The 23,023-nt window shown below is 57.8% G+C and carries 26 protein-coding genes and 1 pseudogene; 18 read left to right on the top strand and 9 right to left on the bottom strand.

Translation table 11 applies throughout. The features are described from left to right. Positions 1–65 precede the first annotated feature (65 nt). Positions 66–1,046 carry an IS5-like element ISPsy2 family transposase gene (locus LJU29_RS24085; RefSeq protein ID WP_054078085.1) on the bottom strand — a complete coding sequence of 327 codons (981 nt, stop codon included), beginning with the start codon at positions 1,044–1,046 and terminating at the stop codon, positions 66–68. A gap of 58 nt (positions 1,047–1,104) precedes the next feature. Here LJU29_RS24085 and LJU29_RS24080 point away from each other — a divergent pair. The 13 genes and pseudogenes from LJU29_RS24080 to LJU29_RS24020 form a co-directional block, all read left to right on the top strand. Continuing rightward, a pseudogene (locus LJU29_RS24080) lies at positions 1,105–1,986 on the top strand (phage baseplate assembly protein); the annotation flags it as partial. Continuing rightward, positions 1,983–2,495, top strand: a complete 513-nt coding sequence (locus tag LJU29_RS24075; RefSeq protein WP_257111266.1) for a phage baseplate assembly protein V — start codon at positions 1,983–1,985, stop codon at positions 2,493–2,495. The pseudogene LJU29_RS24080 and the gene LJU29_RS24075, both read left to right, overlap by 4 nt. Next, entirely contained in the window at positions 2,492–2,890 is a 399-nt protein-coding gene (locus LJU29_RS24070) for a phage GP46 family protein (protein WP_054996826.1), read from the top strand. The genes LJU29_RS24075 and LJU29_RS24070 overlap by 4 nt, the downstream gene beginning before the upstream one ends. Beyond that, on the top strand, positions 2,880–3,920 hold the full coding sequence (locus LJU29_RS24065; RefSeq protein WP_122323020.1) for a baseplate J/gp47 family protein: 1,041 nt from the start codon (positions 2,880–2,882) through the stop codon (positions 3,918–3,920). The genes LJU29_RS24070 and LJU29_RS24065 overlap by 11 nt, the downstream gene beginning before the upstream one ends. Then, entirely contained in the window at positions 3,908–4,507 is a 600-nt protein-coding gene (locus LJU29_RS24060; protein ID WP_005758021.1) for a YmfQ family protein, read from the top strand. The genes LJU29_RS24065 and LJU29_RS24060 overlap by 13 nt, the downstream gene beginning before the upstream one ends. A gap of 10 nt (positions 4,508–4,517) precedes the next feature. Beyond that, on the top strand, positions 4,518–6,050 hold the full coding sequence (locus LJU29_RS24055; protein WP_005758023.1) for a hypothetical protein: 1,533 nt from the start codon (positions 4,518–4,520) through the stop codon (positions 6,048–6,050). 10 nt (positions 6,051–6,060) lie between these two features. Further along, positions 6,061–6,606 (top strand): tail fiber assembly protein, encoded by a 546-nt coding sequence (locus LJU29_RS24050; RefSeq protein WP_005758025.1) that lies wholly within the window; start codon positions 6,061–6,063, stop codon positions 6,604–6,606. Positions 6,607–6,718: 112 nt separating this feature from the next. After that, a complete protein-coding gene (locus LJU29_RS24045; RefSeq protein WP_257111265.1) occupies positions 6,719–7,264 on the top strand; it encodes a glycoside hydrolase family 19 protein in 546 nt (181 codons plus the stop codon). Continuing rightward, entirely contained in the window at positions 7,261–7,770 is a 510-nt protein-coding gene (locus tag LJU29_RS24040; protein ID WP_005743966.1) for a lysis system i-spanin subunit Rz, read from the top strand. Before LJU29_RS24045 ends, LJU29_RS24040 begins: the two co-directional genes overlap by 4 nt. Before the next feature lie 409 nt (positions 7,771–8,179). Continuing rightward, positions 8,180–8,779, top strand: coding sequence for an aminodeoxychorismate/anthranilate synthase component II (locus tag LJU29_RS24035; protein WP_002551940.1), 600 nt, complete (start codon positions 8,180–8,182; stop codon positions 8,777–8,779). A gap of 21 nt (positions 8,780–8,800) precedes the next feature. Then, complete coding sequence (trpD, locus tag LJU29_RS24030) at positions 8,801–9,850, top strand: anthranilate phosphoribosyltransferase (RefSeq protein ID WP_004663830.1); 1,050 nt, start codon at positions 8,801–8,803, stop codon at positions 9,848–9,850. Further along, complete coding sequence (gene trpC, locus LJU29_RS24025; RefSeq protein WP_257111264.1) at positions 9,847–10,683, top strand: indole-3-glycerol phosphate synthase TrpC; 837 nt, start codon at positions 9,847–9,849, stop codon at positions 10,681–10,683. The genes trpD and trpC overlap by 4 nt, the downstream gene beginning before the upstream one ends. A gap of 29 nt (positions 10,684–10,712) precedes the next feature. After that, entirely contained in the window at positions 10,713–11,408 is a 696-nt protein-coding gene (locus tag LJU29_RS24020; protein ID WP_257111263.1) for a lipoyl protein ligase domain-containing protein, read from the top strand. Positions 11,409–11,419: 11 nt separating this feature from the next. Here LJU29_RS24020 and crp read toward each other — a convergent pair whose 3' ends face one another. Then, positions 11,420–12,064, bottom strand: coding sequence for a cAMP-activated global transcriptional regulator CRP (gene crp / locus LJU29_RS24015; RefSeq protein WP_004660759.1), 645 nt, complete (start codon positions 12,062–12,064; stop codon positions 11,420–11,422). Between the two features lie 209 nt (positions 12,065–12,273). On the opposite strand from crp, the gene LJU29_RS24010 reads away from it, so the two are divergent. Both LJU29_RS24010 and speD read left to right on the top strand, forming a co-directional pair. Next, a complete protein-coding gene (locus LJU29_RS24010; RefSeq protein ID WP_005758036.1) occupies positions 12,274–12,696 on the top strand; it encodes an OsmC family protein in 423 nt (140 codons plus the stop codon). Between the two features lie 242 nt (positions 12,697–12,938). Next, positions 12,939–13,733 carry an adenosylmethionine decarboxylase gene (gene speD / locus LJU29_RS24005; protein WP_002551946.1) on the top strand — a complete coding sequence of 265 codons (795 nt, stop codon included), beginning with the start codon at positions 12,939–12,941 and terminating at the stop codon, positions 13,731–13,733. A gap of 76 nt (positions 13,734–13,809) precedes the next feature. Here the strand turns inward: speD and coq7 are convergent, their stop codons facing one another. The 5 genes from coq7 to hemJ form a co-directional block, all read right to left on the bottom strand. Then, positions 13,810–14,457 carry a 2-polyprenyl-3-methyl-6-methoxy-1,4-benzoquinone monooxygenase gene (gene coq7, locus LJU29_RS24000; RefSeq protein WP_005758040.1) on the bottom strand — a complete coding sequence of 216 codons (648 nt, stop codon included), beginning with the start codon at positions 14,455–14,457 and terminating at the stop codon, positions 13,810–13,812. Between the two features lie 122 nt (positions 14,458–14,579). Next, a complete protein-coding gene (locus LJU29_RS23995; protein ID WP_005758042.1) occupies positions 14,580–14,918 on the bottom strand; it encodes a histidine triad nucleotide-binding protein in 339 nt (112 codons plus the stop codon). Positions 14,919–15,021: 103 nt separating this feature from the next. After that, a complete protein-coding gene (locus LJU29_RS23990; RefSeq protein ID WP_002551949.1) occupies positions 15,022–15,798 on the bottom strand; it encodes an SDR family NAD(P)-dependent oxidoreductase in 777 nt (258 codons plus the stop codon). A 63-nt stretch (positions 15,799–15,861) separates the two neighbouring features. After that, positions 15,862–16,770 (bottom strand): DUF805 domain-containing protein, encoded by a 909-nt coding sequence (locus LJU29_RS23985; protein WP_257111262.1) that lies wholly within the window; start codon positions 16,768–16,770, stop codon positions 15,862–15,864. A 108-nt stretch (positions 16,771–16,878) separates the two neighbouring features. Continuing rightward, positions 16,879–17,307, bottom strand: a complete 429-nt coding sequence (hemJ, locus tag LJU29_RS23980) for a protoporphyrinogen oxidase HemJ (protein ID WP_257111261.1) — start codon at positions 17,305–17,307, stop codon at positions 16,879–16,881. A 133-nt stretch (positions 17,308–17,440) separates the two neighbouring features. Here hemJ and argC point away from each other — a divergent pair, with 133 nt between their 5' ends. Further along, positions 17,441–18,475: an N-acetyl-gamma-glutamyl-phosphate reductase gene (gene argC / locus LJU29_RS23975; protein WP_257111260.1), complete on the top strand. Its 1,035-nt coding sequence runs from the start codon at positions 17,441–17,443 to the stop codon at positions 18,473–18,475. A 99-nt stretch (positions 18,476–18,574) separates the two neighbouring features. Beyond that, on the top strand, positions 18,575–18,925 hold the full coding sequence (gene erpA / locus LJU29_RS23970) for an iron-sulfur cluster insertion protein ErpA (protein WP_002551953.1): 351 nt from the start codon (positions 18,575–18,577) through the stop codon (positions 18,923–18,925). A gap of 62 nt (positions 18,926–18,987) precedes the next feature. Here erpA and LJU29_RS23965 read toward each other — a convergent pair whose 3' ends face one another. Further along, on the bottom strand, positions 18,988–20,082 hold the full coding sequence (locus tag LJU29_RS23965; RefSeq protein ID WP_004663838.1) for an anhydro-N-acetylmuramic acid kinase: 1,095 nt from the start codon (positions 20,080–20,082) through the stop codon (positions 18,988–18,990). Positions 20,083–20,085: 3 nt separating this feature from the next. Then, the gene (locus LJU29_RS23960; protein WP_257111259.1) at positions 20,086–21,504 is read right to left on the bottom strand and encodes a peptidoglycan DD-metalloendopeptidase family protein; all 1,419 of its coding nucleotides are present in this window, start codon (positions 21,502–21,504) and stop codon (positions 20,086–20,088) included. A gap of 201 nt (positions 21,505–21,705) precedes the next feature. Between LJU29_RS23960 and tyrS the strand changes: the two genes are divergently transcribed. After that, the gene (gene tyrS, locus LJU29_RS23955) at positions 21,706–22,917 is read left to right on the top strand and encodes a tyrosine--tRNA ligase (protein ID WP_057452980.1); all 1,212 of its coding nucleotides are present in this window, start codon (positions 21,706–21,708) and stop codon (positions 22,915–22,917) included. Positions 22,918–23,023 lie beyond the last annotated feature (106 nt).

The raw sequence follows: 23,023 nt of genomic DNA, 5'->3' as shown, positions 1-23,023 counted from the left end.
CAATTATCTTCGCTTTTTAGCTCTTTCGGCCGCTGCAAAGCCTTTTGCGGTAACCATTTCCTGCATTACACGCGCACCTCTCCTGCGCTCGCCAACAAATGTCGACGGGCCATCCACAGGTTTGACAGGGCGAACAACGTCACCATCTGCGCGGTGTTCTTGGCCAAGCCCCGAAAGCGCACTTTTTCATAGCCAAACTGGCGTTTGATGACCCGAAACGGATGCTCGACCTTGGCGCGAACCTGGGCCTTGGCCTTCTCGATTTTGCGGATCGCCTTGTACAAAATACTGCGTTTTCCGTGCTTTTTGTAAGTGCTGCGGCGGGCGGCAATCTGCCAAATGACCTTGCGCCCGGCGTGTTCTTCGCGCTTCTCGACCCCGGTGTAACCTGCGTCGGCGCAGACTACGTTTTCCTCGCCGTGCAGCAGTTTGGCAACCTGCGTGACGTCTGCCACATTGGCCGCTGTTACTACCACGCTGTGCACCAGGCCTGACTCGTCGTCGGCGCCGATGTGAGCCTTGGCGCCGAAATAGTACTGGTTACCTTTCTTGGTTTGATGCATCTCAGGATCGCGTTTGCCATCCTTGTTCTTGGTCGAACTGGGCGCGTGAATCAGCGTGGCATCGACGATGGTGCCTTGACGCAACGACAAGCCACGGTCGCCCAGATAACCATTAATTACGCCGAGAATCCCGGTCGCCAACTCGTGCTTTTCCAGCAGACGACGGAAGTTGAGAATGGTGGTTTCGTCTGGAATTCGCTCCAGGCTCAGGCCTGAAAACTGACGCAGGATGGTCGTCTCATACAGCGCTTCTTCCATCGCCGGATCGCTGTAGCCGAACCAGTTCTGCATCAGATGAACACGCAGCATCGCCATCAGTGGGTAGGCGGGCCGGCCACCTTCTCCTTTTGGATAATAGGGCTCAATCAGGGCAATCAAACCTTTCCAGGGCACCACCTGATCCATCTCGATCAGGAACAATTCCTTACGGGTCTGCTTGCGCTTGCCGGCATACTCGGCGTCGGCGAAGGTCATCTGTTTCATCATCGAAAAGCTCGGCGACTGGTGTCCGGAGATTTTGCCAAATTAGGAAGTCTTTTTCAGAGTTTCCCTAAAGATTTCCGGACGCTCGAAAACCGCCGACCTCATCGACTGCTCGGCCATCAACAGGCCGAGCCAGTGGAAGGAGGTGGGGGTGTTGAAGATCGTTGAAGCGCTGGCTGCTCCTTATGGTTTGTCGGTAATCAGCGAAATACCGGAGACCTCGAAGATGGCCGATCACACCATCGAGCCTGCCGAAACCGTGTTCAAGTCCATTGACCGGCTGCTGACCCTGTTCCGGATTTTTTCCACCGATGACGAATACGGCAATGTGGTGCTGGCCAGGCCGGGTAGTCGCGGGCAGAGCGCAGACGCGCTCGAACTCGGCAAGAATGTGTTGAGCGCCGTCATCGCGCGGGACTTTTCCGGGCTTTTTTCCGAATACCGGGTCATTGGTCAACAGACCGGTAATGACCAGACGTTCGGCAAGGAGTCGTCGGAGGTCTCGGCAGAAGTCACGGATGACCGGCATGACGACCCTGCGCATAAAAAGCGTCTTCGCGTACTGGTCGTTCATGAGGATGCGCCGATCACACCGACGCTCGCCTTGAGTCGCGCCAATTGGGAGCGTGGTCAGCGGGCCGGCAAGGCACTGCTCACCACCTACAAGGTCCAGGGCTGGCGGCAGTCCAACGGGGCGCTCTGGCGGCACAACACCATGGTCCGGGTGATTGATCCGATCATCGGTTTCACAAGCCGCAACATGCTGATTTCAGCCGTGACCTACTCGCTGAGCGACCAAGGCACGATCACCACACTGGTGGTCGGTCCGCCTGAAGGTTTCCAGGCCGAGCCAGGTGACCCCAACAAGCGCAGCAAGGTGCAGGTCAATCAGGACGCTTACTCCTGGCTGTTGCCCATCGACGAGGAAACAACCTCATGAGCTTACTCAATCGCATGCTGGTGCGCGGCACGGTGGTGCTCGCCAGGGCCAGCAGCAAAATGCAGGCGCTGCAAATGCGCCTCACCGCCGGAGAGGTCAAGGACGACATGGAGCACTTCGAACCCTATGGCTTCACCAGCAACCCGCTGGCCGGCGCCGAGGGCATCGCCGCCTTCATTGGTGGCGACCGGTCGCACGGTCTGCTGCTGGTAGTGGCCGACCGGCGCTATCGCCTCAAGGGCCTGGAGTCAGGCGAAGTAGCGATCTACACCGACGAGGGCGACAAGATTCACCTCAAGCGCGGCAAGGTCATCGACATTGAAACCGACACCTTGAACATCAAGGCCGCGGTAGCGGTGAACTTCGACACACCGCAGATCACCCAGACCGGAAAGATTGTTTCCAAAGGCGACCAGCTTGCCGCTGGCATCAGCCAGATCAGCCATCTGCACGGCAACGTGCAGGGCGGTAATGGCCAGAGCGGGCCGCCCGTTGGAGGTGACGGATGATTATCGAAGGCTCTCTGCAAGCGTCCTTGCTGCGCTCGGTGGTCATCAGCCTGTTCACCTGGCGGCGTGCCGAAGCGGACGATCCGTTCGACGATGCCGAGCGCTATGGCTGGTGGGGCGACACCTACCCGGCACAGGCCAATGACCGCATTGGTTCCAGGCTGTGGCTGCTGCGCCGGGTCAGGCTGACTGCCCAGACTCAGCGCGACGCCGAGTTCTATGCCCGCGAAGCGCTCGACTGGCTGATCGAAGATGGCCAGGTCAAGCACATCAATATCCTTACCGAACAGGTTCAGAGCAATCGCCTGAACCTGGGCGTCGAGCTGGTCGTTTCGGACGGTCAGATCGTGCGCTTCAACCCTTCTGAACAGTGGCAGGTGATTTATGCCGTTTGAAACACCTACGTTACCGGCGTTGATCAACCGAACCCAGGTCGACCTCGCCGACGAAGCGCTGCGTCAGTCCGATGCTCGGGTATTGTCCCGTGCGCACAGCGGCGCGGCCTACGGACTGTACGGCTATCAGGACTGGATCGCCGACCAGATTCTGCCGGACACCGCCGACGAGGAAACCCTCGAGCGGCAGGCCATCCTGCGCCTGAGGCAACCGCGCAAGGTGGCACAGGCCGCTACCGGCACGGTGCGCTTTACCGCTGCAGCCGGCGCGGTGCTGGATGCGGACACTGTGCTGCAGTTCAGTGATGGACGCTTCTACCGCGTGACCAAAGGCGTCACCACGGTTGCAGGCAACAACACAACCACGGTCGAAGCAGTGGATGCAGGCGTGCTCGGTAATGCGGATGCCGGTCTGGCGATGACCGCTGTGCAACCGGTCGAAGGTATCGACAGTACGTTCACCGTCATCGGCGATGGTCTTTCCGGCGGCATCGCGCAGGAAAGTATCGAGTCGTTGCGTGCTCGTGTGGTGCGTTCCTATCGGGTCATTCCTCACGGCGGCAATCAGGACGACTACGTGACCTGGGCGCTGGAAGTGCCGGGCGTGACGCGTGCCTGGTGTGTGCGTCGCTTCATGGGGCCGGGCACGGTGGCGGTGTTCTTCATGCGTGACGATCAGGCCGATCCCATTCCTGACGCCGAGCAGCTGGCTGCGGTCGCTGCGTATATCGAGCCGCTGCGTCCGGTCACGGCAGACGTGTATGTGCTGGCGCCGGTGCAGAAACCGGTGGTTTACACCATCCGGCTCACGCCTGATACCTCTGCCGTGCGATCAGCGGTCGAGGCTCAGCTGCTGGACCTGCACAACCGTGAGGGCGGACTGGGCGAAACTCTGTTGCTGACGCACATCGCCGAGGCCATCAGCCGCGCGACCGGCGAAACCGATCATGTGCTGATTGCGCCTGTCGCCAATGTAGCCGCAGGCCCTAACCAGTTACTCACGTTCGGGGGCATTCAATGGTCGTCATAAGAACTGCCGAGCACTACGCCGGGCAATTGCAGGCGCTGTTGCCACCCGGGCCTGCGTGGGACCCGGAGCGCGTACCGGAATTGCAGCAGGTCATTACCGTCCTGTCCCGCGAGTTCGCGCGCATCGATGGCCGTGCGTTCGACCTGCTCAACGAGATGGACCCTGCAACCGTCAGTGAATTGGTACCGGACTGGGAGCGGGTCATGAACCTGCCGGACCCATGTCTGGGGCTCAAACCCTTGTTCGCAGACCGACGCTTGTCAGTGCGCCAGCGGCTGGTAGCAACAGGAGGGCAGAACGCAGCGTTCTACATCGACATTGCCGTCAGCCAGGGCTACCCCGACGCCACCGTGACCGAACACCGAACGCCCCGTATGGGGCGTTCGCGTTTTGGCCAGGCGCACTTCGGCACCTGGAGCGCGCAATTCATGTGGACCCTGAACACCGGCGGTCGCCAGCGGCTGGGACGGCGCTTCGGGGCCAGCTACTGGGGCGAGCGGTTCGGGGTGAATCCCGGGCTCGCAATCGAATGTTTGATCCGTCGAGCAGCACCGGCGCACAGCGTCGAATTCGTAAACTTCAACTGAGGAACACAATGTGGATTATCCCAAGAGTGTGCCGGGCGTAGGCTTGGCAAGCGGCAAGTTTGTAGATGAAAACCCGGCAACCGGCACCCCTGGTTCGCTGATCCCGGCGCAGTGGGGCAACTCGGTGACGCAGGAGATTTTGAACGTGATCCTGGGGGCCGGTCTGGTGCCCAACGAGGAGGATGTCACCCAGTTACATCGAGCCATTCTCGGCCTGGCAGCATCCGATTACAAAAAATCGGTGCGTTGCGCCACGACAGTCTCCATTGGGCTGAGCGGTTTGCAGACCATCGATGACGTCACACTGGTGGCCGGCGATCGGGTGCTGGTCAAGAATCAGGACACTGCGTCGCAGAACTGGATTTACGTGGCCGCGGCAGGCGCCTGGGCACGTGCGCAGGATGCGAACGAAAGCACCGAGTGCACGCCGGGTCATATGGTGCCGGTGCAGGCCGGCACGAAGAACGCGGGCACCGTATGGCAACTGGTCAATACGACAGTGCCGGTGCTGGGTACAACTGACCTTGCGTTCGAGCGTCTGCTGGGACGCAGTGGTGTGGCCGCGGGTGATTACACGCGGGTCAAGGTCAATAAGTTCGGGCAGGTTGAGGTGGGGAGTAACCCTACGACACTTAGCGGTAATGGTATTTCGGATGCGTACACCAAGGCTGAGGTGTATGCCAAAAGTGAAGTTGACACGCGCTTGGACAGCAGGGCTTTAGCCGATGCCATCTCTTACGTGGGGCTTGCAGGCGGAGTTCTGGGACAGCCCTACATGCGACGTTCTTCTGACTCCGCTACCTGCTGGCTTCAGACTAAATTGCTTTACGCACCCGTTCAGCAGGGCACTGGCGTAGGGCAGCTCAATAATGTTGTGAAGATTGGTTGGTCGGACAACGGTCTCAAGGCGACCGTTGATGCTACTGATATGGGGACTCTCTGGTACGCCAACAACTTCGATCCAGGTAGCAAAGCCAATTGGGGCAGTACGCTTGCTGCGTATGGCATTACCAATGCGTATACAAAGGCTGAAAGTGATGCCCGTGACTTACAGCGGGCTATGGCGGATTCTATTTCATATGTGGGGTTTGCCGGTAATGACGTAAACCTTCCGTACATGCGCAGGGCTTCGGATGGCCAGGTTTATTACTTGCAGCCGCGTCTGGGATTTCCGCCTATTGAACAGGGCGGCGGCCCGAACATGTCGACCAACAAAGTTCGCCTTGGCTATAACAGTGCCGGCAGCCTGCGCCTTCAAGTAGATGTCACTGACTTCGGCGACCTGACGAATGATTACAACCTGCCTACGAAACTTGCCGGGTTGGGTATGAGTGCAATTGGTTCTTACGCTTTTGCGCGGGTCATTTCTTCTCAGGGCCAAGTCAATCAGGGAGGGATGATAGCGGGTTCCAATCTGATTTATAGCTCCACAAACGGCGGCGATGGCGCTGGTAACAACTCTGGCCTCATTGGCGTAGGCACCTGGCGTGCACACGGCGCCTTCTCTAGCGGTGAACGCACTCTCTTTCAACGAGTTTCGTAAAGGTAATCATATGAACACAGTATCAAGCGCTCGCAACCCTCGCTGGGCTGATCAGGCCCATACATCCATTGTTCTTTGGGTAATCTTCGAGGAAACCAAGGATTTGTATGGCGAGGTACCTTTCGCTGCCTCCGCCGATGACTCGGAGCCGCATGGCGTAGATCTTTTCAATCGCGCAATCGCCGGTGAATTTGGCGAGATTCTTGAGCCGACCGAAGAGATGGTCATGGCACATGTCATGATTCTGCGCGGCGGCTATTCGGCCGGGGCTACGGAAAAAATCAACGCATTGGCTAATGAGCTGGATACTTTGCAAGATGCCGTCGCATTGGGTTTGGCTACTGAGGCTCAACGGGAAGCGCTGCCTGTGCTGAAAGCTGAGTTAGATGCGTATCGGCTTTATCGGGTGCAACTTGCTCAGCTCGACGCACGCTCAGGCTTTCCTATGTCGTTCGATTGGCCCGTTCCGCCTGCTACGCCATTTGTCGACGTGCGGCCTCCGGAAAAGCTCGCGATTCCAAGGGGCGTAAGTGAAGACGAACTGCCCAAGCCATAACGCCCCGCATTGACGGGGCGTTGTTTTATCTGCCGTTCAACTTGCTTTTAAACAGGGGAATTTTATCGACTCAGGGGGCGGGTTAGTCCTGTAACCCCTAATAGGAGGACCGATGCCTATCAACCAGCAACAACTACTACAAATCCTCCCCAACGCCGGCCCTCAAGCCGGCGTTTTTGTTCCTGCTCTCAACATCGCCATGGCCCGCTACACCATCGACACCCGCCTGCGTATCGCCGCGTTCATCGCCCAGATCGGGCATGAATCCGGGCAGCTTCGTTATGTGCGCGAGCTGGGTAGCGACAGCTATCTGGCCAAGTACGACACCGGGCAGTTGGCGCTGCGTCTGGGCAACACGCCAGAGGCAGATGGCGACGGTCAACTGTACCGAGGGCGCGGGCTGATTCAGGTGACGGGGCGGGCTAACTACGAAGCGTGCGGGGAGGCGCTGGGGCTGGACTTGTTGCGCCAGCCGCAACTGCTTGAACAGCCGGAGCATGCCGCCATGTCGGCGGCGTGGTTCTGGGATCGGGCCAATCTCAATTTGCTGGCGGACAAGGGCGACTTGCTGATGATCACCCGGCGTATCAACGGAGGCACCAATGGCCTGGCAGATCGGCAGGCGCTTTACCAGCGGGCATTGGAGGTGCTGCCGTGAAAGTGCTGGATATGCGATTTCTGATCCTCGCATTCGTGCTGGGGTCAGGGCTGGGTACATGGGCCGCCTGGCAGTGGCAGGCGGCTCACTATGGTCTGCAACTGTCTACGCAAACGCTGGCTTGGCAGCAAGAGCGCGAGCAGGCGGCGCTGGCGGTCGTCGACTGGCAGAACGCTGAACAAGCGCGAAGGCGGGCGCTGGAACTCCGTCTGCAAGATAACGATACAACCATTCATAAGGAATTGAGCGATGCACAGACTTCTCAGGCTCGCTTGCGTGATCGTCTGGCTACCGCTGATCTGCGGCTGTCAGTCCTCCTTGCCAGCCCCACCGCTGGCGATGGAATGCCAACCGCCTCCGGTTCCGGCGGCGTGGTTCATGGAGGCCCACGAGGCGAACTTGACCCAGCGGCTGCTGGACGAATTGTCGCCATCACCGACTACGGCGATCAGGGATTGATCGCTTTGAAGGCCTGCCAAGCCTACGTGCGCGAGATTGCGCACTGATGTTCCTCTCGGCTCCCCACCCTCGGCCATCGTGCCCCTGCCTCAATCCCGCCTCCACAAGGAGGCGCGGCCCTCTTTTCAGCCTTTAACCGCTTTTCAATCGGCGCAGCCCGGTACATTCATATTGCACCGGTCGGTTCGGTACGCTAATGTCCCGAAACGTACCGATGAGACCCCTTCCGTGACGACTGTCAGCAAACTCTTGATGCGCGTTATCAAGGCTCACGCCCGTTGGCGTTGGCGCGCCTGACTATTTCCTTGCCGGCCCTGCCGGACCCGTACCTGTATGCCTTCGATTTTGTGATGTTTTTCTCCGTCCCCCGGCCTTATGGCTGACGAGGGGATGCATGAGTGAAGCAGAATCCGGAAGGCCTGAATCAAGTCAGTAAATCAAAAGGTTGATAGCAAAATGCTGCTGATGATCGATAACTACGATTCGTTCACCTACAACGTCGTGCAGTACCTCGGTGAGCTGGGGGCCGATGTCAAAGTCATTCGTAACGACGAACTGACCATTGAACAGATCGAAGCCCTGAACCCTGAGCGCATCGTGGTCTCGCCTGGCCCGTGCACACCCAATGAAGCCGGTGTCTCGCTTGAAGTGATCAAACATTTCGCGGGCAAACTGCCGATTCTGGGTGTGTGCCTGGGGCATCAGTCCATCGGGCAGGCCTTTGGTGGCGATGTGGTGCGCGCGCGTCAGGTGATGCACGGCAAAACCAGCCCGGTGGTGCATCAGGACGGCGGCGTGTTCGAAGGCCTTAATCATCCACTGGTGGTAACCCGCTACCACTCGCTGGTGGTAAAAAGCGATACCTTGCCCGAGTGCCTGGAAGTGACCGCCTGGACTGCGCTGGAAGACGGCTCGGTTGACGAGATAATGGGCCTGCGTCACAAAACGTTGAACGTGGAAGGGGTACAGTTTCACCCTGAGTCGATTCTGACCGAGCAGGGCCACGAGCTGTTCGCCAACTTTCTCAAGCAGAGCGGCGGCCATCGTCAGGGCTAAGGATTTTTTATGACTACCCCCATGAACATCAAAAGCGCGCTGAACCGCGTGGTCAACCAGCTGGACCTGACCACTGACGAGATGCGCGACGTCATGCGCGAGATCATGACCGGCCAATGCACCGAAGCGCAGATCGGTGCGTTTCTGATGGGCATGCGCATGAAGAGTGAAACCATCGATGAGATCGTCGGTGCTGTTTCGGTCATGCGTGAGCTGGCCAGCAGTGTCGAGCTGAAAACACTGGATGGCGTTGTAGACATCGTTGGCACTGGCGGTGACGGCGCAAATATTTTCAACGTGTCCACGGCGTCGGCTTTTGTCATCGCCGCTGCTGGCTGCACGGTGGCCAAACACGGCAACCGCGCCGTGTCAGGCAAGAGCGGCAGCGCCGATCTGCTGGAAGCCGCCGGGGTTTATCTGAACCTTACGCCTGTTCAGGTGGCTCGCTGCATCGACAGCGTGGGCATCGGTTTCATGTTCGCCCAGTCTCATCACACGGCCATGAAGCACACAGCCGGGCCGCGCCGCGAGCTGGGTCTGCGCACACTGTTCAATATGCTCGGCCCGCTGACCAATCCGGCCGGGGTTCGCCACCAGATCGTCGGCGTGTTCAATCAGGCGTTATGCCGACCGCTGGCCGAAGTGCTGCTGCGGCTGGGCAGCAAGCATGTGCTGGTGGTGCACTCGCAGGACGGCCTGGACGAGTTCAGTCTGGCCGCGCCGACCTTCGTTGCCGAACTGAAAAATGGCGAAGTGACTGAATACTGGGTACAGCCCGAAGACCTGGGCATCAAAAGCCAGAGTCTGTATGGCCTCGCTGTGGAAAGTCCGGCAGTTTCGCTGGAACTGATTCGTGATGCGCTTGGGCGACGCAAGACCGAGAACGGGCAGAAAGCCGCGGAAATGATCGTGCTTAATGCCGGCGCCGCGCTCTATGCTGCCGATCATGCGACCAGCCTGAAAGAGGGTGTGGCCTTGGCACACGATGCCCTGCACACCGGCCTTGCGCGGGAAAAGCTGGAAGAGTTGGGTGCCTTCACGGCAGTATTCAAACAGGAGAACGAAGCATGAGCGTGCCAACCGTACTGGAAAAGATTCTTGTTCGAAAGGCCGAGGAAATTGCGGCCCGTCGAGCAATTGTCAGCCTCGCCGAACTTGAACAACAGGTCGCCAGCGCCGGTGCGCCACGTGGCTTTGCCAACGCGCTGATCACTCAGGCCAGGTTGAAGCAGCCTGCCGTCATCGCAGAAGTCAAAAAGGCGTCTCCAAGCAAAGGCGTTATCCGGGAGAATTTTCTGCCGGGCGAGATCGCCAGAAGTTATCAGGCGGGAGGCGCTACCTGTCTTTCAGTGCTCACTGATGTCGATTTCTTTCAGGGTTCCGATGCCTATCTTCAGGAAGCGCGGGCGGCGTGCAATTTGCCGGTGATTCGCAAGGATTTCATGATCGATCCTTATCAAGTGGTCGAGGCTCGCGCGCTGGGCGCTGACTGCATTCTGCTGATCATGTCGGCACTGGAAGACGCGCAAATGGCTGAGCTGGCCGACGTTGCCAAGCGTGTCGGGCTGGACGTACTGGTCGAGGTGCACGACGGCGACGAGCTGGAGCGCGCACTCAAGACGCTTGATACACCGCTGGTGGGTGTCAACAATCGCAACCTCCACACCTTTGAAGTGAGCCTGGAAACCACGCTGGAGTTGCTACCGCGCATCCCGCGTGATCGCTTGGTCATCACCGAAAGCGGCATTCTCAATCGTGCGGATGTCGAGTTGATGGAAATCAACGATGTCTATTCGTTCCTGGTGGGCGAAGCTTTCATGCGCGCCGAACACCCGGGCGCCGAGTTGCAGCGGCTGTTCTTTCCGGAGCGCAAGCTTGCGGCGAGCGGCCCCTCTATCGACTGACTGAACTGAACACCACGCTGAGGTCCGGCATGCAAGACTCGATCATCGACATCTGCGTCGAACAAGGCTTGCAGGCCGAGCAGGACCTTCTGGCGGCTGTGTGCTCCGGCGCTGCCGATCATGGGTTGCTGTTCTGGCGACCTACTGATAGGGCGCTGGTCATGCCGCGGCGCATGAGCCGCTTGCCGGGTTTTGTCGAGGCCAGCGAGACTCTGGCTGACAATGGATGGCCCGTGTTGTTGCGTGAAACCGGTGGTGAGCCGGTGCCACAATCCTCTGCCACGGTGAATATCGCGCTGGTCTATGCACAGCCCGCTGCTGATGTTGATCGTGACCGCATAGAAACCGCCTACCTGCGCTTGTGTCAGCCGCTGCTCGACCTGCTGGTCGAATTGGGCGGCCAGGCTTCATTGGGCGAAGTGGCGGGTGCATTCTGTGACGGCCGCTTCAACGTCAACCTTGATGGTCGCAAGATGGTCGGAACAGCCCAGCGCTGGCGGCAGAGTCAGGGCGGAACGCGTCCTGTGGTGTTGGCCCACGGCGCATTGCTGCTGGATGATGAACGTGTACAGATGGCGGGAGCGGTCAACCGCTTCAACGAGCTTTGTGAGCTTGAGCCACGTATTCGGGCCGAAAGCCACGTTGCCTTGCACGAAGTGTTTCCGAATGTCGACGTTCTGCCTCGCCTGGCGCAGGCCTATCGGCAGCTACTCGCTGAACTCTGACTGGCAGAGGTTCAGCGCGTACCGTACACCACCATCGTTTTTCCCTTGACGTTGACCAGGCTCTGCTCTTCCAGGGCCTTGAGCACGCGCCCGACCATTTCTCTTGAACAGCCTACGATGCGTCCGATCTCCTGGCGGGTAATCTTGATCTGCATCCCGTCCGGGTGGGTCATTGCATCTGGCTGCTTGCACAGCTCAAGCAACGTGCGAGCTACTCGCCCGGTGACATCGAGAAACGCCAGATCACCGACCTTGCGTGTGGTGTTGCGCAGGCGCTCGGCCATCTGACTGCCCAGAGCGTAGAGAATTTCCGGCTCCTGGCGGGTCAGCTCGCGGAAGGCGCCGTATGAAATCTCGGCCACTTCGCATTCGGTCTTGGCTCGCACCCATGCGCTGCGCACGGATTCGCGTCCCGGCTGCTCAAACAGACCCAGTTCACCAAAAAAATCCCCGCTGTTGAGATAGGCGACGATCATCTCGCGTCTTTCGTCATCTTCGATCAGAACCGTGACTGAGCCTTTCAAGATCAGAAACAGAGACTCAGAGCGATCACCCGCATTGATGATGTTGCTTTTGGCGGGGCAGCGGCGGCGTTCCGCATGGGGCAACAGCTTGTCGAGACTGTTTGCTTTGGGCGTTAAAGTTATTGCGACCATGCGTGACTTCCGAAATAAGGTGTATGGCCAAATGGCATACCTGTAGGTATCGGCTGCGCCTGCATTCTCACCAGCTTTTCCAGACGTGTAGGAAGCTATTTGCGAATATTCCTACGCGTTTCCTACAAAAAGCATTTTTCCAATGCGTCCAGGCAGCGTTTGGCGCTGTGCTAAGCTGGCGACCCCTTTTTTACAGTGGAGTCCTGGCGATGAAGGCACGCATTCAATGGGCTGGCGAAGCCATGTTCCTCGGCGAATCCGGCAGCGGTCATGTAGTAGTGATGGACGGCCCGCCTGAAAGCGGAGGCCGCAACCTGGGTGTACGCCCGATGGAAATGGTGTTGATCGGTCTGGGCGGCTGCAGCAACTTTGACGTGGTGAGCATCCTGAAGAAGTCGCGCCAGCCAGTGGAAAGCTGCGAGGCATTTCTTGACGCCGAGCGCGCGGATGAAGATCCGAAAGTGTTCACCAAAATTCACCTGCACTTCGTCGTCAAGGGCCGCGGGTTGAAAGAAGCTCAGGTCAAACGGGCTATCGAGTTGTCAGCGGAGAAGTATTGCTCTGCTTCTATAATGCTCGGAAACGCGGGTGTGAAGATCACTCACGATTATGAAATTATCGAGTTGACCTGAACGCCAGACATCCAACGATCATAAAAACGGCGCACACTCTGGCAGACGGCTTCGGACGTCTGCATAATGCGCCACTTTTTACGGGCGCAGCATGTACTGGTTTTCTGCTGCCGGCCCGGACAGACAACCAAAATCGCCAACGCGAAGAGGTGTTAACCGTCCTACGCAGATGAGCCGGACTCAACTGACGGGCATGCTTGATCACGCGGCTGGCGCCGCACCCATATAGAGAGTTTTTAACGGTGAAAAGCAAACTCAAGCTCCACGGGTTCAATAACCTGACAAAGACCTTGAGCTTCAACATTTATGACATCTGCTATGCGGAAACCCCGCAGGACCAGCAGGCGTATGTCGAATACATCAACAGTGTGTACGACGCAGAACGCCTGACGCGGATTCTGACTGATGTTGTCGATATCATTGGTGCCAACATCCTGAACATTGCACGTCAGGATTACGATCCACAAGGTGCCAGTGTGACCATTCTGATCTCCGAGCAGCCGGTGACGCCTACCGAAAGCCAGATCGAAGAGTCGCCAGGTCCACTGCCGGAAACCATCCTGGCGCACCTGGACAAGAGCCACATCACGGTTCATACCTACCCGGAAATTCACCCGGTAGATGGCATCGCCACGTTCCGCGTGGATATCGATGTGTCGACCTGTGGCGTTATTTCACCGCTCAAGGCGTTGAATTACCTGATTCACAAGTTTGAGTCGGATATCGTGACCGTCGATTATCGCGTGCGCGGCTTTACTCGTGACGTGGAAGGCAAGAAGCACTTCATCGATCATGAAATCAACTCGATCCAGAATTACCTGTCCGAAGACACGCGCAACGGTTACCAGATGACCGACGTGAACGTGTATCAGGAAAACCTGTTCCACACCAAGATGCTGCTCAAGCAGTTCGAACTGGATAACTACCTGTTCGGCGACGCGACCAGCAACTTGTCTGCCGAGCAGCGCGAACAAGTGACCGCCAAGGTCAAACACGAAATGCTGGAAATCTTCTACGGCCGTAACGTAGCCGTATAAGCCCGGATTCCGGACATTAAAAAGGCGCCTGATGCAGGCGCCTTTTTTATTCGTCCTTATCCGTCCTGATGCGTCGTCAGATGCGATAAGCCGACTTGGTCATGACCTTGGCCAATATGCTCATGCCAAACTTGACCGGTGCCGGGAAGCGAAAGCCGCCCGCTTCCAGCGCTGACTCGGCATGGTGTTCTTCATCATTAAGCATCTGTTCCAGAATGGCCCGCGACTTTCCGTCTTCGCTCGGCAATTGCTCAAGGTGCTCACTCAAGTGCTTGCAGACCTGATCCTCTGTCGCCGCGACGAAACCCAGGCTGACCCGGTCGCTGATAACGCCGGCTACCGCACCGATCCCGAATGACAGGCCGTAGAACAGCGGGTTCAGCACGCTGGTATGGCTGCCAAGCTGATGAATGCGCTGTTCACACCACACAAGGTGATCGATTTCCTCTTCGGCCGCATGCTCCATCGCCTTGCGCACCTTGGGCAGCTTCGCTGTCAGCGCCTGCCCCTGATACAGCGCCTGGGCGCAGACTTCGCCGGTATGGTTGATGCGCATCAGGCCCGCAACGTGGCGAGTGTCGACGTCGCTCATCTTGTGATCGGGCTGGACAACCGCAGGGGAGGGCCGCTGCGGATGTGCGCTCAATGGCAGCAATGTGCGCATTGCGCTATCGGCTTGCAGTAGCAGACGGTCGAGGGGGGAATAGTGACGTTCGGTAGCCATGGGCACCTCCGGAAGATCATGTGGGCAGTTTACCCGAATCGGCCGCAGGCAGCAGGGGCTTGTGTCGACCGGCCAGCGAACATAACGGCCGCTGACCGGCTGCAAAGCCCGGAAACGCGGGATCAGCCCGGCGGCCAGTTCATCTGACGCTGACCGAGTACATGCATGTGAATGTGATAAACGGTCTGTCCGCCCAGATCATTGCAGTTCATGACCACGCGGAAGCCTTCTTCACAACCCAGTTCAATAGCCAGACGCTGCGCTGTGAAAAGGATATGCCCCGCCAGGCCTTTGTCTTCTTCGGTCAGATCGTTCAGGGTCCGAATGGGCTTTTTCGGGATAACCAGAAAATGCACGGGTGCCTGTGGGGCGATGTCGTGAAAAGCCAGTACCTGGTCATCTTCGTAGATGATCTTCGCCGGAATTTCCCGATTGATGATCTTGGTAAACAAAGTTTCCACAGCCGTTTGCTCCTTGTCGGTTGATGGTCGTCGCAGGGTATCGCTGTGCAGCAGTGCGCCTGAGTGTACTGAGCGAGACGCCGCTCGCCCAGTCGTTTGTCTGTCAGCGTGGGCAGTACTTCCTGTTGATGTAGCCGCTGATCTGGCGGGCCAGCCAGCGCGAGACCAGGCGCGGGCTGAACGTCCATAGGCGGGTGCTGAAGCCGGGGATGATCACTGCACGGTCCTTTGCCAGTGCGCGAACGGTATACAGGGCCACTTCTTCGGGGCTCATCAGGTTGTCGACATTGACCTGCAACTGCGCGGTACGGAAAAAAGCCGTTCGGGTCGGGCCGGGGCACAACACCGAGACCTTCACCCCGGCCTTCTTCACTTCCTCGCGCAGCCCCTCGGAAAAATGCAGCACATACGCTTTGCTCGCGTAGTAGGTGCTCATCCACGGCCCTGGCTGGAAAGCCGCCACCGAGGCGACATTGAGTATCTGCCCACCACCCTGAATGGCCATGAGGTTGCCGACCGTATGGCACAGGCGCGTCAGAGCGAGGATGTTCAGGTCGATCAGGTCCTGCTCGGCGCTCCAGTCCTGCGCCAGAAAAGGTCCGCACGTGCCGATGCCCGCTGCATTGACCAGCAGGTCAATCTGATGCGCGCCGTCTTCCAGCTCCAGCAGGAAGCCCGAGAGTCGCAGCGGTTCGCCCAGGTCGCATGCACGAAACAGCACTTCCACGCCAAAACGCTGAGTCAATTCCAGTGCAATTGTTTCCAGCAGGTCGCGCTGACGGGCGACCAGAATCAGGCTGCGACCACGGCGTGCCAGCGCTTCGGCCATCGCCAGGCCTATGCCGCTGGACGCGCCGGTGATCAGGGCGTAACGGGTCATGCATTTCTCCATTGAGCATATTGCGCCCGGCAGTCTGCCGAACCGTGAGCAGTCTATTACGTGTCACTGTGTTTCTTTGAGCTCTTTGTTGACATCCACCGGCACGATCAAGGCACTGTCCTGGTCTTGTTCATCGTCGTACGGGAGGGATTGCTCGTACTCGTCGGTCTGCAATTCCAGCTCGTCGCGCAGCATGCCTGCGCCTCCGGCAGTGAGGCCGATCAGAATAATCGGTAGCAGCAACAACCACAGAACGGCCAGCGTCTTTACGCCTTTCGAGTTCGGCGGTGGCGGTGGGCCGAACTGATTGGGGCCTTTTGTACCCGGCAGCAGGACCATGAGGAACGGGAAGACGCTGCCTATGAAGGGCACCATCGTCAGCAGTAAAAGCCAGCCCGACCAGCCCAGGTCGTGCAGCCGTTGTATACCGATCTGTGCACCGATGACTGCAAACACCACGAGCACCACTGCGCTCAGCAGCCCGCCAGCGACCAGCGACTCGTTCATCGTCAGCAGACACACGGCAACCAGCGCCAGTGCCGCTGCGCTCAATACCAGGCTCCAGGCCAGATAACGCAAACGCCCAATGCGCCCGTTTATGCTCAGGACTTTTAGAGTCGAATGCTCTGGCTGATCACCGCCAACCTGTGCTTTGGGCGGCGCATAGGGCGATATTTCCAGAAGCGCGGGTTTTTGTGCCAGAGCGCTGGCTGTTTCATTGAGGCTCAGGCTGATGTCGCTGTCAGGTTCGATGCGTGCTTCGACGCCTGCGTCATTAAGTGCCTTCAGGTAGCGCTCAGCATCCGTATGGGTCAGCCCGCGCTTGAGCGCAACGGGCTGGCCGTTGAACAACTTTTGCACTGCGCGAGCTTCACTTTTGAACAACCCCGCAAGGTTGGCCTTCGCGGTATCAAGCTCGACGCCTTCACGCACCTGTCCTTCAAATACAATCTTGAAGAGGGAATCGGCCATACAGGGCTTCCTTGTCTTGTGGTTGGGGACAGTACCGGGCGCTTGCGTTACACATTGCGTAAAGCCGAGCGCCCTGGTGTGTTACTGGAGAGGCCGAATGCTTTCCGGTCAGAAGGGTTTGACGATGACCAGAATGACGATAGCGATCAGGATCAGCACAGGAATCTCGTTGAACCAGCGATAGAACACATGGCTGCGGCCATTTTCTCCACGGGCAAAGCGTTTGACCTGTGCGCCACAGACATGGTGATAGCCGATCAGCAGGAACACCAGTACCAGCTTCGCGTGCATCCAGCCCTGACTGAAATAGCCGCTGACGTCAAAGCTGATCAGCCAGCCGCCGAAGACCAGCGTTGCGATCATCGCCGGGGTCATGATGCCTCGGTAGAGCTTGCGTTCCATCACCATGAAGCGCTCGCGGCTGACCGTGTCCTCACTCATCGAGTGATAGACGAACAGTCTTGGTAGATAGAACAGGGCTGCAAACCAGCAGACCATTGAAATGACATGCAGCGCTTTGACCCATAGATAGAGCATTTTTGATTATTCCCAGGTTCACGGTGGCCGAATAGTAGTGTCTTGTGCGTCCGTACGTCACGTTGTCGGTTGTCGCAGAGGCGATAGGCTCCTATTATCGACCGCTTTCCAGTTGTTTCGTTGAGGGCAGGTTATGGTCAAGGTCGGTATTGTCGGCGGCACGGGTTACACCGGGGTCGAGCTGCTGCGTCTGTTGGCACAGCATCCGCAGGCAGAAGTAGTGGTCATTACCTCGCGCTCGGAGGCCGGCATGCCAGTCGCCGAGATGTACCCGAACCTGCGCGGGCACTACGACGGCCTGGCTTTCAGCGTACCTGACGTGAAAACCCTGGGTGCCTGTGACGTGGTGTTCTTCGCCACGCCCCACGGTGTCGCTCATGCACTGGCCGGTGAACTGCTTGCGGCAGGCACCAAGGTGATCGACCTGTCTGCCGACTTCCGTCTGCAGGACCCGGTCGAGTGGGCCAAGTGGTACGGCCAGCCGCACGGTGCTCCGCAGCTGCTGCAGGATGCGGTTTACGGATCGCCGGAAGTCAATCGCGAACAGATCAAGAATGCTCGGCTCATCGCCGTGCCGGGTTGCTATCCGACAGCTACACAATTGGGTTTCCTGCCGTTGCTTGAGGCGGGCATTGCCGACAACACTCGCCTTATTGCCGACTGCAAATCCGGCGTGAGCGGTGCCGGACGTGGCCTGAGCATTGGTTCTCTGTATTCGGAAGCCAATGAAAGCTTCAAGGCCTACGCCGTGAAGGGCCATCGTCACCTGCCTGAAATCACTCAGGGCCTGCGTCGCGCTGCGGGCGGTGATATCCACCTGACGTTTGTTCCGCATCTGGTGCCGATGATTCGTGGCATTCATTCCACCCTCTATGCGACAGTCGCTGATCGTTCGGTGGACCTGCAAGCGCTGTTCGAGAAGCGCTATGCCGACGAGCCTTTTGTGGATGTAATGCCCGCTGGCAGCCATCCCGAGACCCGCAGTGTGCGCGGAGCCAACGTTTGCCGCATCGCGGTACACCGTCCGCAGGGCGGCGATCTGGTTGTCGTGCTGTCGGTTATCGACAATCTGGTCAAAGGCGCGTCAGGTCAGGCGGTTCAGAATATGAACATCCTGTTTGGTCTTGATGAGCGCGCCGGTTTGTCTCACGCGGGCATGATGCCGTAAGCACTGCCGCCGTCCAGCAAATAGTTGACCGATTTTCTAGGAGAAGCGGATAATGCCGTCATTACGCATTACGACGGCTAACGCCGGGAGATATCTGACATGAGTGTCGAATCCTTCACGCCTACCGCTTTGGAGTTCACTCCGAATGCAGCGCACAAGGTGAAAACCCTGGTCGACGAAGAGGGCAATGATCGTCTCAAACTGCGTGTATTCGTTACAGGTGGTGGTTGTTCAGGTTTTCAGTATGGCTTTACGTTTGATGAAGACGTGGCCGACGATGACACTATCGTCGAGCGCGAGGGCGTAAGTCTGGTTGTCGATCCGATGAGCTTCCAGTACCTGGCTGGCGCAGAGGTCGATTATCAGGAAGGACTTGAGGGTTCGCGATTCGTGATCAAAAACCCTAATGCTTCCACGACCTGTGGTTGTGGCTCGTCGTTCTCGATCTGATTGAAGCTTGTTGTAAACAAAAACGCCGCTCATTGAGCGGCGTTTTGCGTTCAGGCACGAGGTCAGGCGGGGTAGATCGCGCCCAGAACACGTCTGCCTTTAGCGCCGGTTACCGTTGGGCGGTTGGCCGGTACGCCTTCGAGGCAGCAATGAGCCAGCCAGGCAAATGCCATGGCCTCAACCCAGTCAGGGTCCACGCCGAACTTCTCGGTACTGCTGACCTCTGTGTCAGGCAATAGCTCTGCAAGGCGTTTCATCAGCGCCTTGTTATGTGCGCCGCCGCCACAGACCAGAAGCTCCTTGGTGATCGCTTGTGCCGATTGCAGGGACTCTGTGATGGTCAATGCAGTCAGTTCCAGCAGGGTGGCTTGCACGTCTTCAGGTGTCAACGTTGGCAGCTGGAACAGATGATGGTGCACCCAACCCAGGTTGAACACTTCCCGACCGGTGCTTTTTGGGCCTTTGGTCAGGAAAAACTGATCGCTGAGCAGTTTCTGGAGAAGCGCTTGATCAACCTCGCCGCTCGCCGCCCATTCCCCGTCCTTGTCGTAGCTTTCATGGCGCTGGGATTGTATCCAGGCATCCAGCAGCACGTTACCTGGACCGCAATCGAAGCCTTCGACCGGGCGATCGGATTCGATCAGGCTCAGATTGCTGAAGCCGCCGATGTTCAATACAGCGCGGTGGTCTTTGTTATCGTCGAACAGTGCTTCGTGGAAGGCGGGCACCAGCGGCGCACCCTGTCCGCCTGCGGCGATGTCGCGACGACGAAAATCGCTTACCACGGTGATTTCTGTCAGCTCTGCCAGCAGCGCCGGGTTGCCGATCTGAATGCTGTAGCCGCGCGCAGGTTCATGACGAATAGTCTGGCCGTGGCTGCCAATGGCGCGAATCTGAGCAGGCACCATGTTTTGATCTTCCAGCAAGGTCTGCACGCCCTGTGCGACCAGCCTGCACCACTTCTGCTCGGCGATTGCTGCACGTGCAAGCTCATCGACGCCACTGGAGCAAAGCCCCAGCAGTTCGGCATGCAGATCTTCCGGCATCGGGATGTAGTGAGTAGCCAGAAGCCTTGAGCGGTCATCCTGCTTCAAAAGGGCGATATCAATCCCATCGAGACTGCTGCCGGACATCACACCTATATAGAAGAAGTCCATGGATTACCTTTTATTCGAGGCCAGCGTGGTGGCCTTTTCCTGATCCATGCGCGCCATCAACGGCTGGCTTTGTTGCATGAACCGCTGTTTTTCGGATTTGGCGATCGGATCCGCCATCGGAAGCTTCTGGCCCAGCGGGTCTACGTGAACGCCATTGACCTGAAATTCATAGTGCAGGTGCGGGCCGGTAGACAAGCCGGTAGTTCCAATATAGCCGATTACCTGGCCCTGTTTAACGGTTCCGCCGGTTTGTATGCCTTTGGCAAAGCCTTGCATATGACCGTACAGCGTGCGGTAGGTATCGCCGTGCTGGATGATGACGGTATTGCCGTAACCGCCGCGACGGCCAGCGAGCAGAACCTTGCCGTCGCCGGTTGCCTTGATCGGCGTACCGCGTGGCGCCGCATAGTCGACGCCCTTGTGCGCACGGATCTTGTTGAGGATAGGGTGTTTGCGACCCATCGAAAACATGGAGCTGATGCGGGCAAAGTCTACCGGGGTGCGGATGAATGCCTTGCGCATGCTGTTGCCGTCGGCAGTGTAGTAATTGGTATTGCCTTGCTTGTTGGTGTAACGAACGGCGGTGTAGGTCTTGCCGCGGTTTGTAAAGCGAGCGGAAAGGATATTGCCTGTGCCGACGCTTTTGCCGTTGACCACTTTCTGCTCATACACCACGTCAAACTCGTCACCCTTGCGGATGTCCTGCGCGAAGTCGATGTCGTAGCCGAAGATGTTGGCCATGTCCATTGTCATGCTATGAGTCAGGCCAGCGCGCTGCGCGGATTGCGAAAGTGAGCTGTTGATCACGCCATGCACATACGCATTGCGCACATTGGGCTTGCTGATCTCGCGATTGAAAACGAAGCCGGAAGCCGATTTCGACAGGCTGATCGTCTCGAGCTCGCTGAGTTTGGTATGCAGTTGCTTGAGCTGGCCGTCCTGCGATAGTTCGAACTGCAGGGTTTGCCCGTTCTGCAGCTTGGTGAACTGTTTGGCCTGCTTGTCGCTGGCCAGTACTTCATGAACGGTAGCGGCTGGCAGCCCGACTTTTTCGAACAGAGTCGAAAGCGTGTCGCCCTTGCTGACGATCACTTCCCGATGGTTAGGGTCTTTGGCTGGGGTCGGCTTTTCTGCGTCAGACTGTGCTGTGGCGGTCTCTTGAGCCTGGTCATCTGCATTGTCGATCTGGGCAAATGGCGATTCAGTGGTTTCAGGTGTGGCTTGAGCAGCGTCTGGAGCGTCTTGGTCTTGTACGCCTTGATCCGGCATCTCCAGATCAAGGGAAAGGTTCGTTCGTTTAGCTTCAACTTCGCTGGAAGGGAAAACCAGGAGAGCCAGGCTCAACAATGCGGCAATGCCGCTTGCAGCGAGCAGGTGACTCTTCGGATAAAGCGGGGGCGCTTTAGGCGGTGTGTCTTTCATAGGTAATTTGACTTTGAAAAAGGTGAAATGGAAAAGATGAATGACATGATGAAGATGAAATAACTGTATAAAATATAACCAAAACCTGCTCGAAGCAACCCTTCCCGCGTATCAGTCACTGATTCGCAGGCGAACGCTGGGCAAAACTTGTAATTGGGCTCTGATCTTGTAAGGTTGGTTCCCTTTGAATTGGGGGCTGAAATGAAGTCGGTTGAAGAGCAGCTGGCGCTGATCAAGCGCGGTGCAGATGAACTCCTGGTCGAGGCCGAACTGGTCGAGAAGCTGAAGCGTGGCCAGCCACTGCGTATCAAGGCTGGTTTCGACCCGACAGCGCCCGATCTGCACCTTGGGCACACGGTGCTTATTAATAAGCTGCGCCAGTTTCAGGACCTGGGGCATCAGGTCATCTTCCTGATCGGTGATTTCACCGGCATGATCGGCGACCCGAGCGGCAAAAGCGCCACGCGTCCGCCGCTCACTCGTGAGCAGGTTCTCGACTACGCCGAAACCTACAAGTCTCAGGTTTTCAAGATTCTCGATCCGGCCAAAACCGAGGTGGCGTTCAACTCCACCTGGATGGACAAGCTGAGCCCGGCTGACTTCATTCGATTGTCTTCGCAGTACACGGTCGCCCGTATGCTTGAGCGTGACGATTTCGACAAGCGCTATAAAAGCAACCAGTCCATCGCCATCCACGAATTCCTTTATCCGCTGGTGCAGGGTTATGACTCTGTGGCCTTGAAGGCCGACGTCGAACTGGGTGGTACTGATCAGAAATTCAACCTGCTGATGGGGCGCGAGCTTCAGCGCGCTTATGGGCAGGAGCCGCAATGCATTCTGACCATGCCGCTGCTGGAAGGCCTGGATGGCGTGAAGAAGATGTCCAAGTCGCTGGGCAACTACGTTGGTATTCAGGAAGCACCGGGCATTATGTACAGCAAGCTGGTATCGATTCCGGATTCGCTGATGTGGCGCTACTTCGAGCTGCTGAGCTTCCGTTCGATGGAGGAGATCAATGGCTTGAGGGCTGATTGTGAAGCGGGTGCCAATCCGCGTGATATCAAAATCAAGCTGGCCGAAGAGCTGGTCGCCCGTTTCCATGGTGAAGAAGCTGCCGCCAATGCGCATCGTTCTGCGGGCAACCGTATGAAGGAAGGCGAGTTGCCAGACGATCTGCCGGAGATCTCCGTGGCTGCTACAGAGGATATGCCGATCTCGGCCGTCCTTAATAAAGCAGGGCTGGTAAAGAACGCTGCAGTCGCTCGCGATCTGCTGGCATCTGGTGGTGTGCGTATAGATGGTGAGGTGGTGGATCGCGGCTTTGTATTCAAGTTGGGTGCAACTCACGTCTGCCAGGCCGGTAAGAAGGCTTTCGGGCGCGTTAACCTGGTTTCTGAAGAAAGTTCAAAATAACGGTTGACGCCCTCTGTGATCTGTCTATAATTCGCCCCACTTCCGGCGCAGACGGAGACGAAAAAGCTTTGTAGATCAATGGTTTGCAAGGTTTTGAAGTGAAGAG

Origin of the sequence: Pseudomonas ficuserectae, assembly GCF_024584585.1 — a bacterium.
In the GTDB taxonomy this organism is placed as follows: Bacteria; Pseudomonadota; Gammaproteobacteria; order Pseudomonadales; family Pseudomonadaceae; genus Aquipseudomonas; species Aquipseudomonas amygdali.
This window is presented reverse-complemented; position numbering and strand designations above follow the sequence as displayed.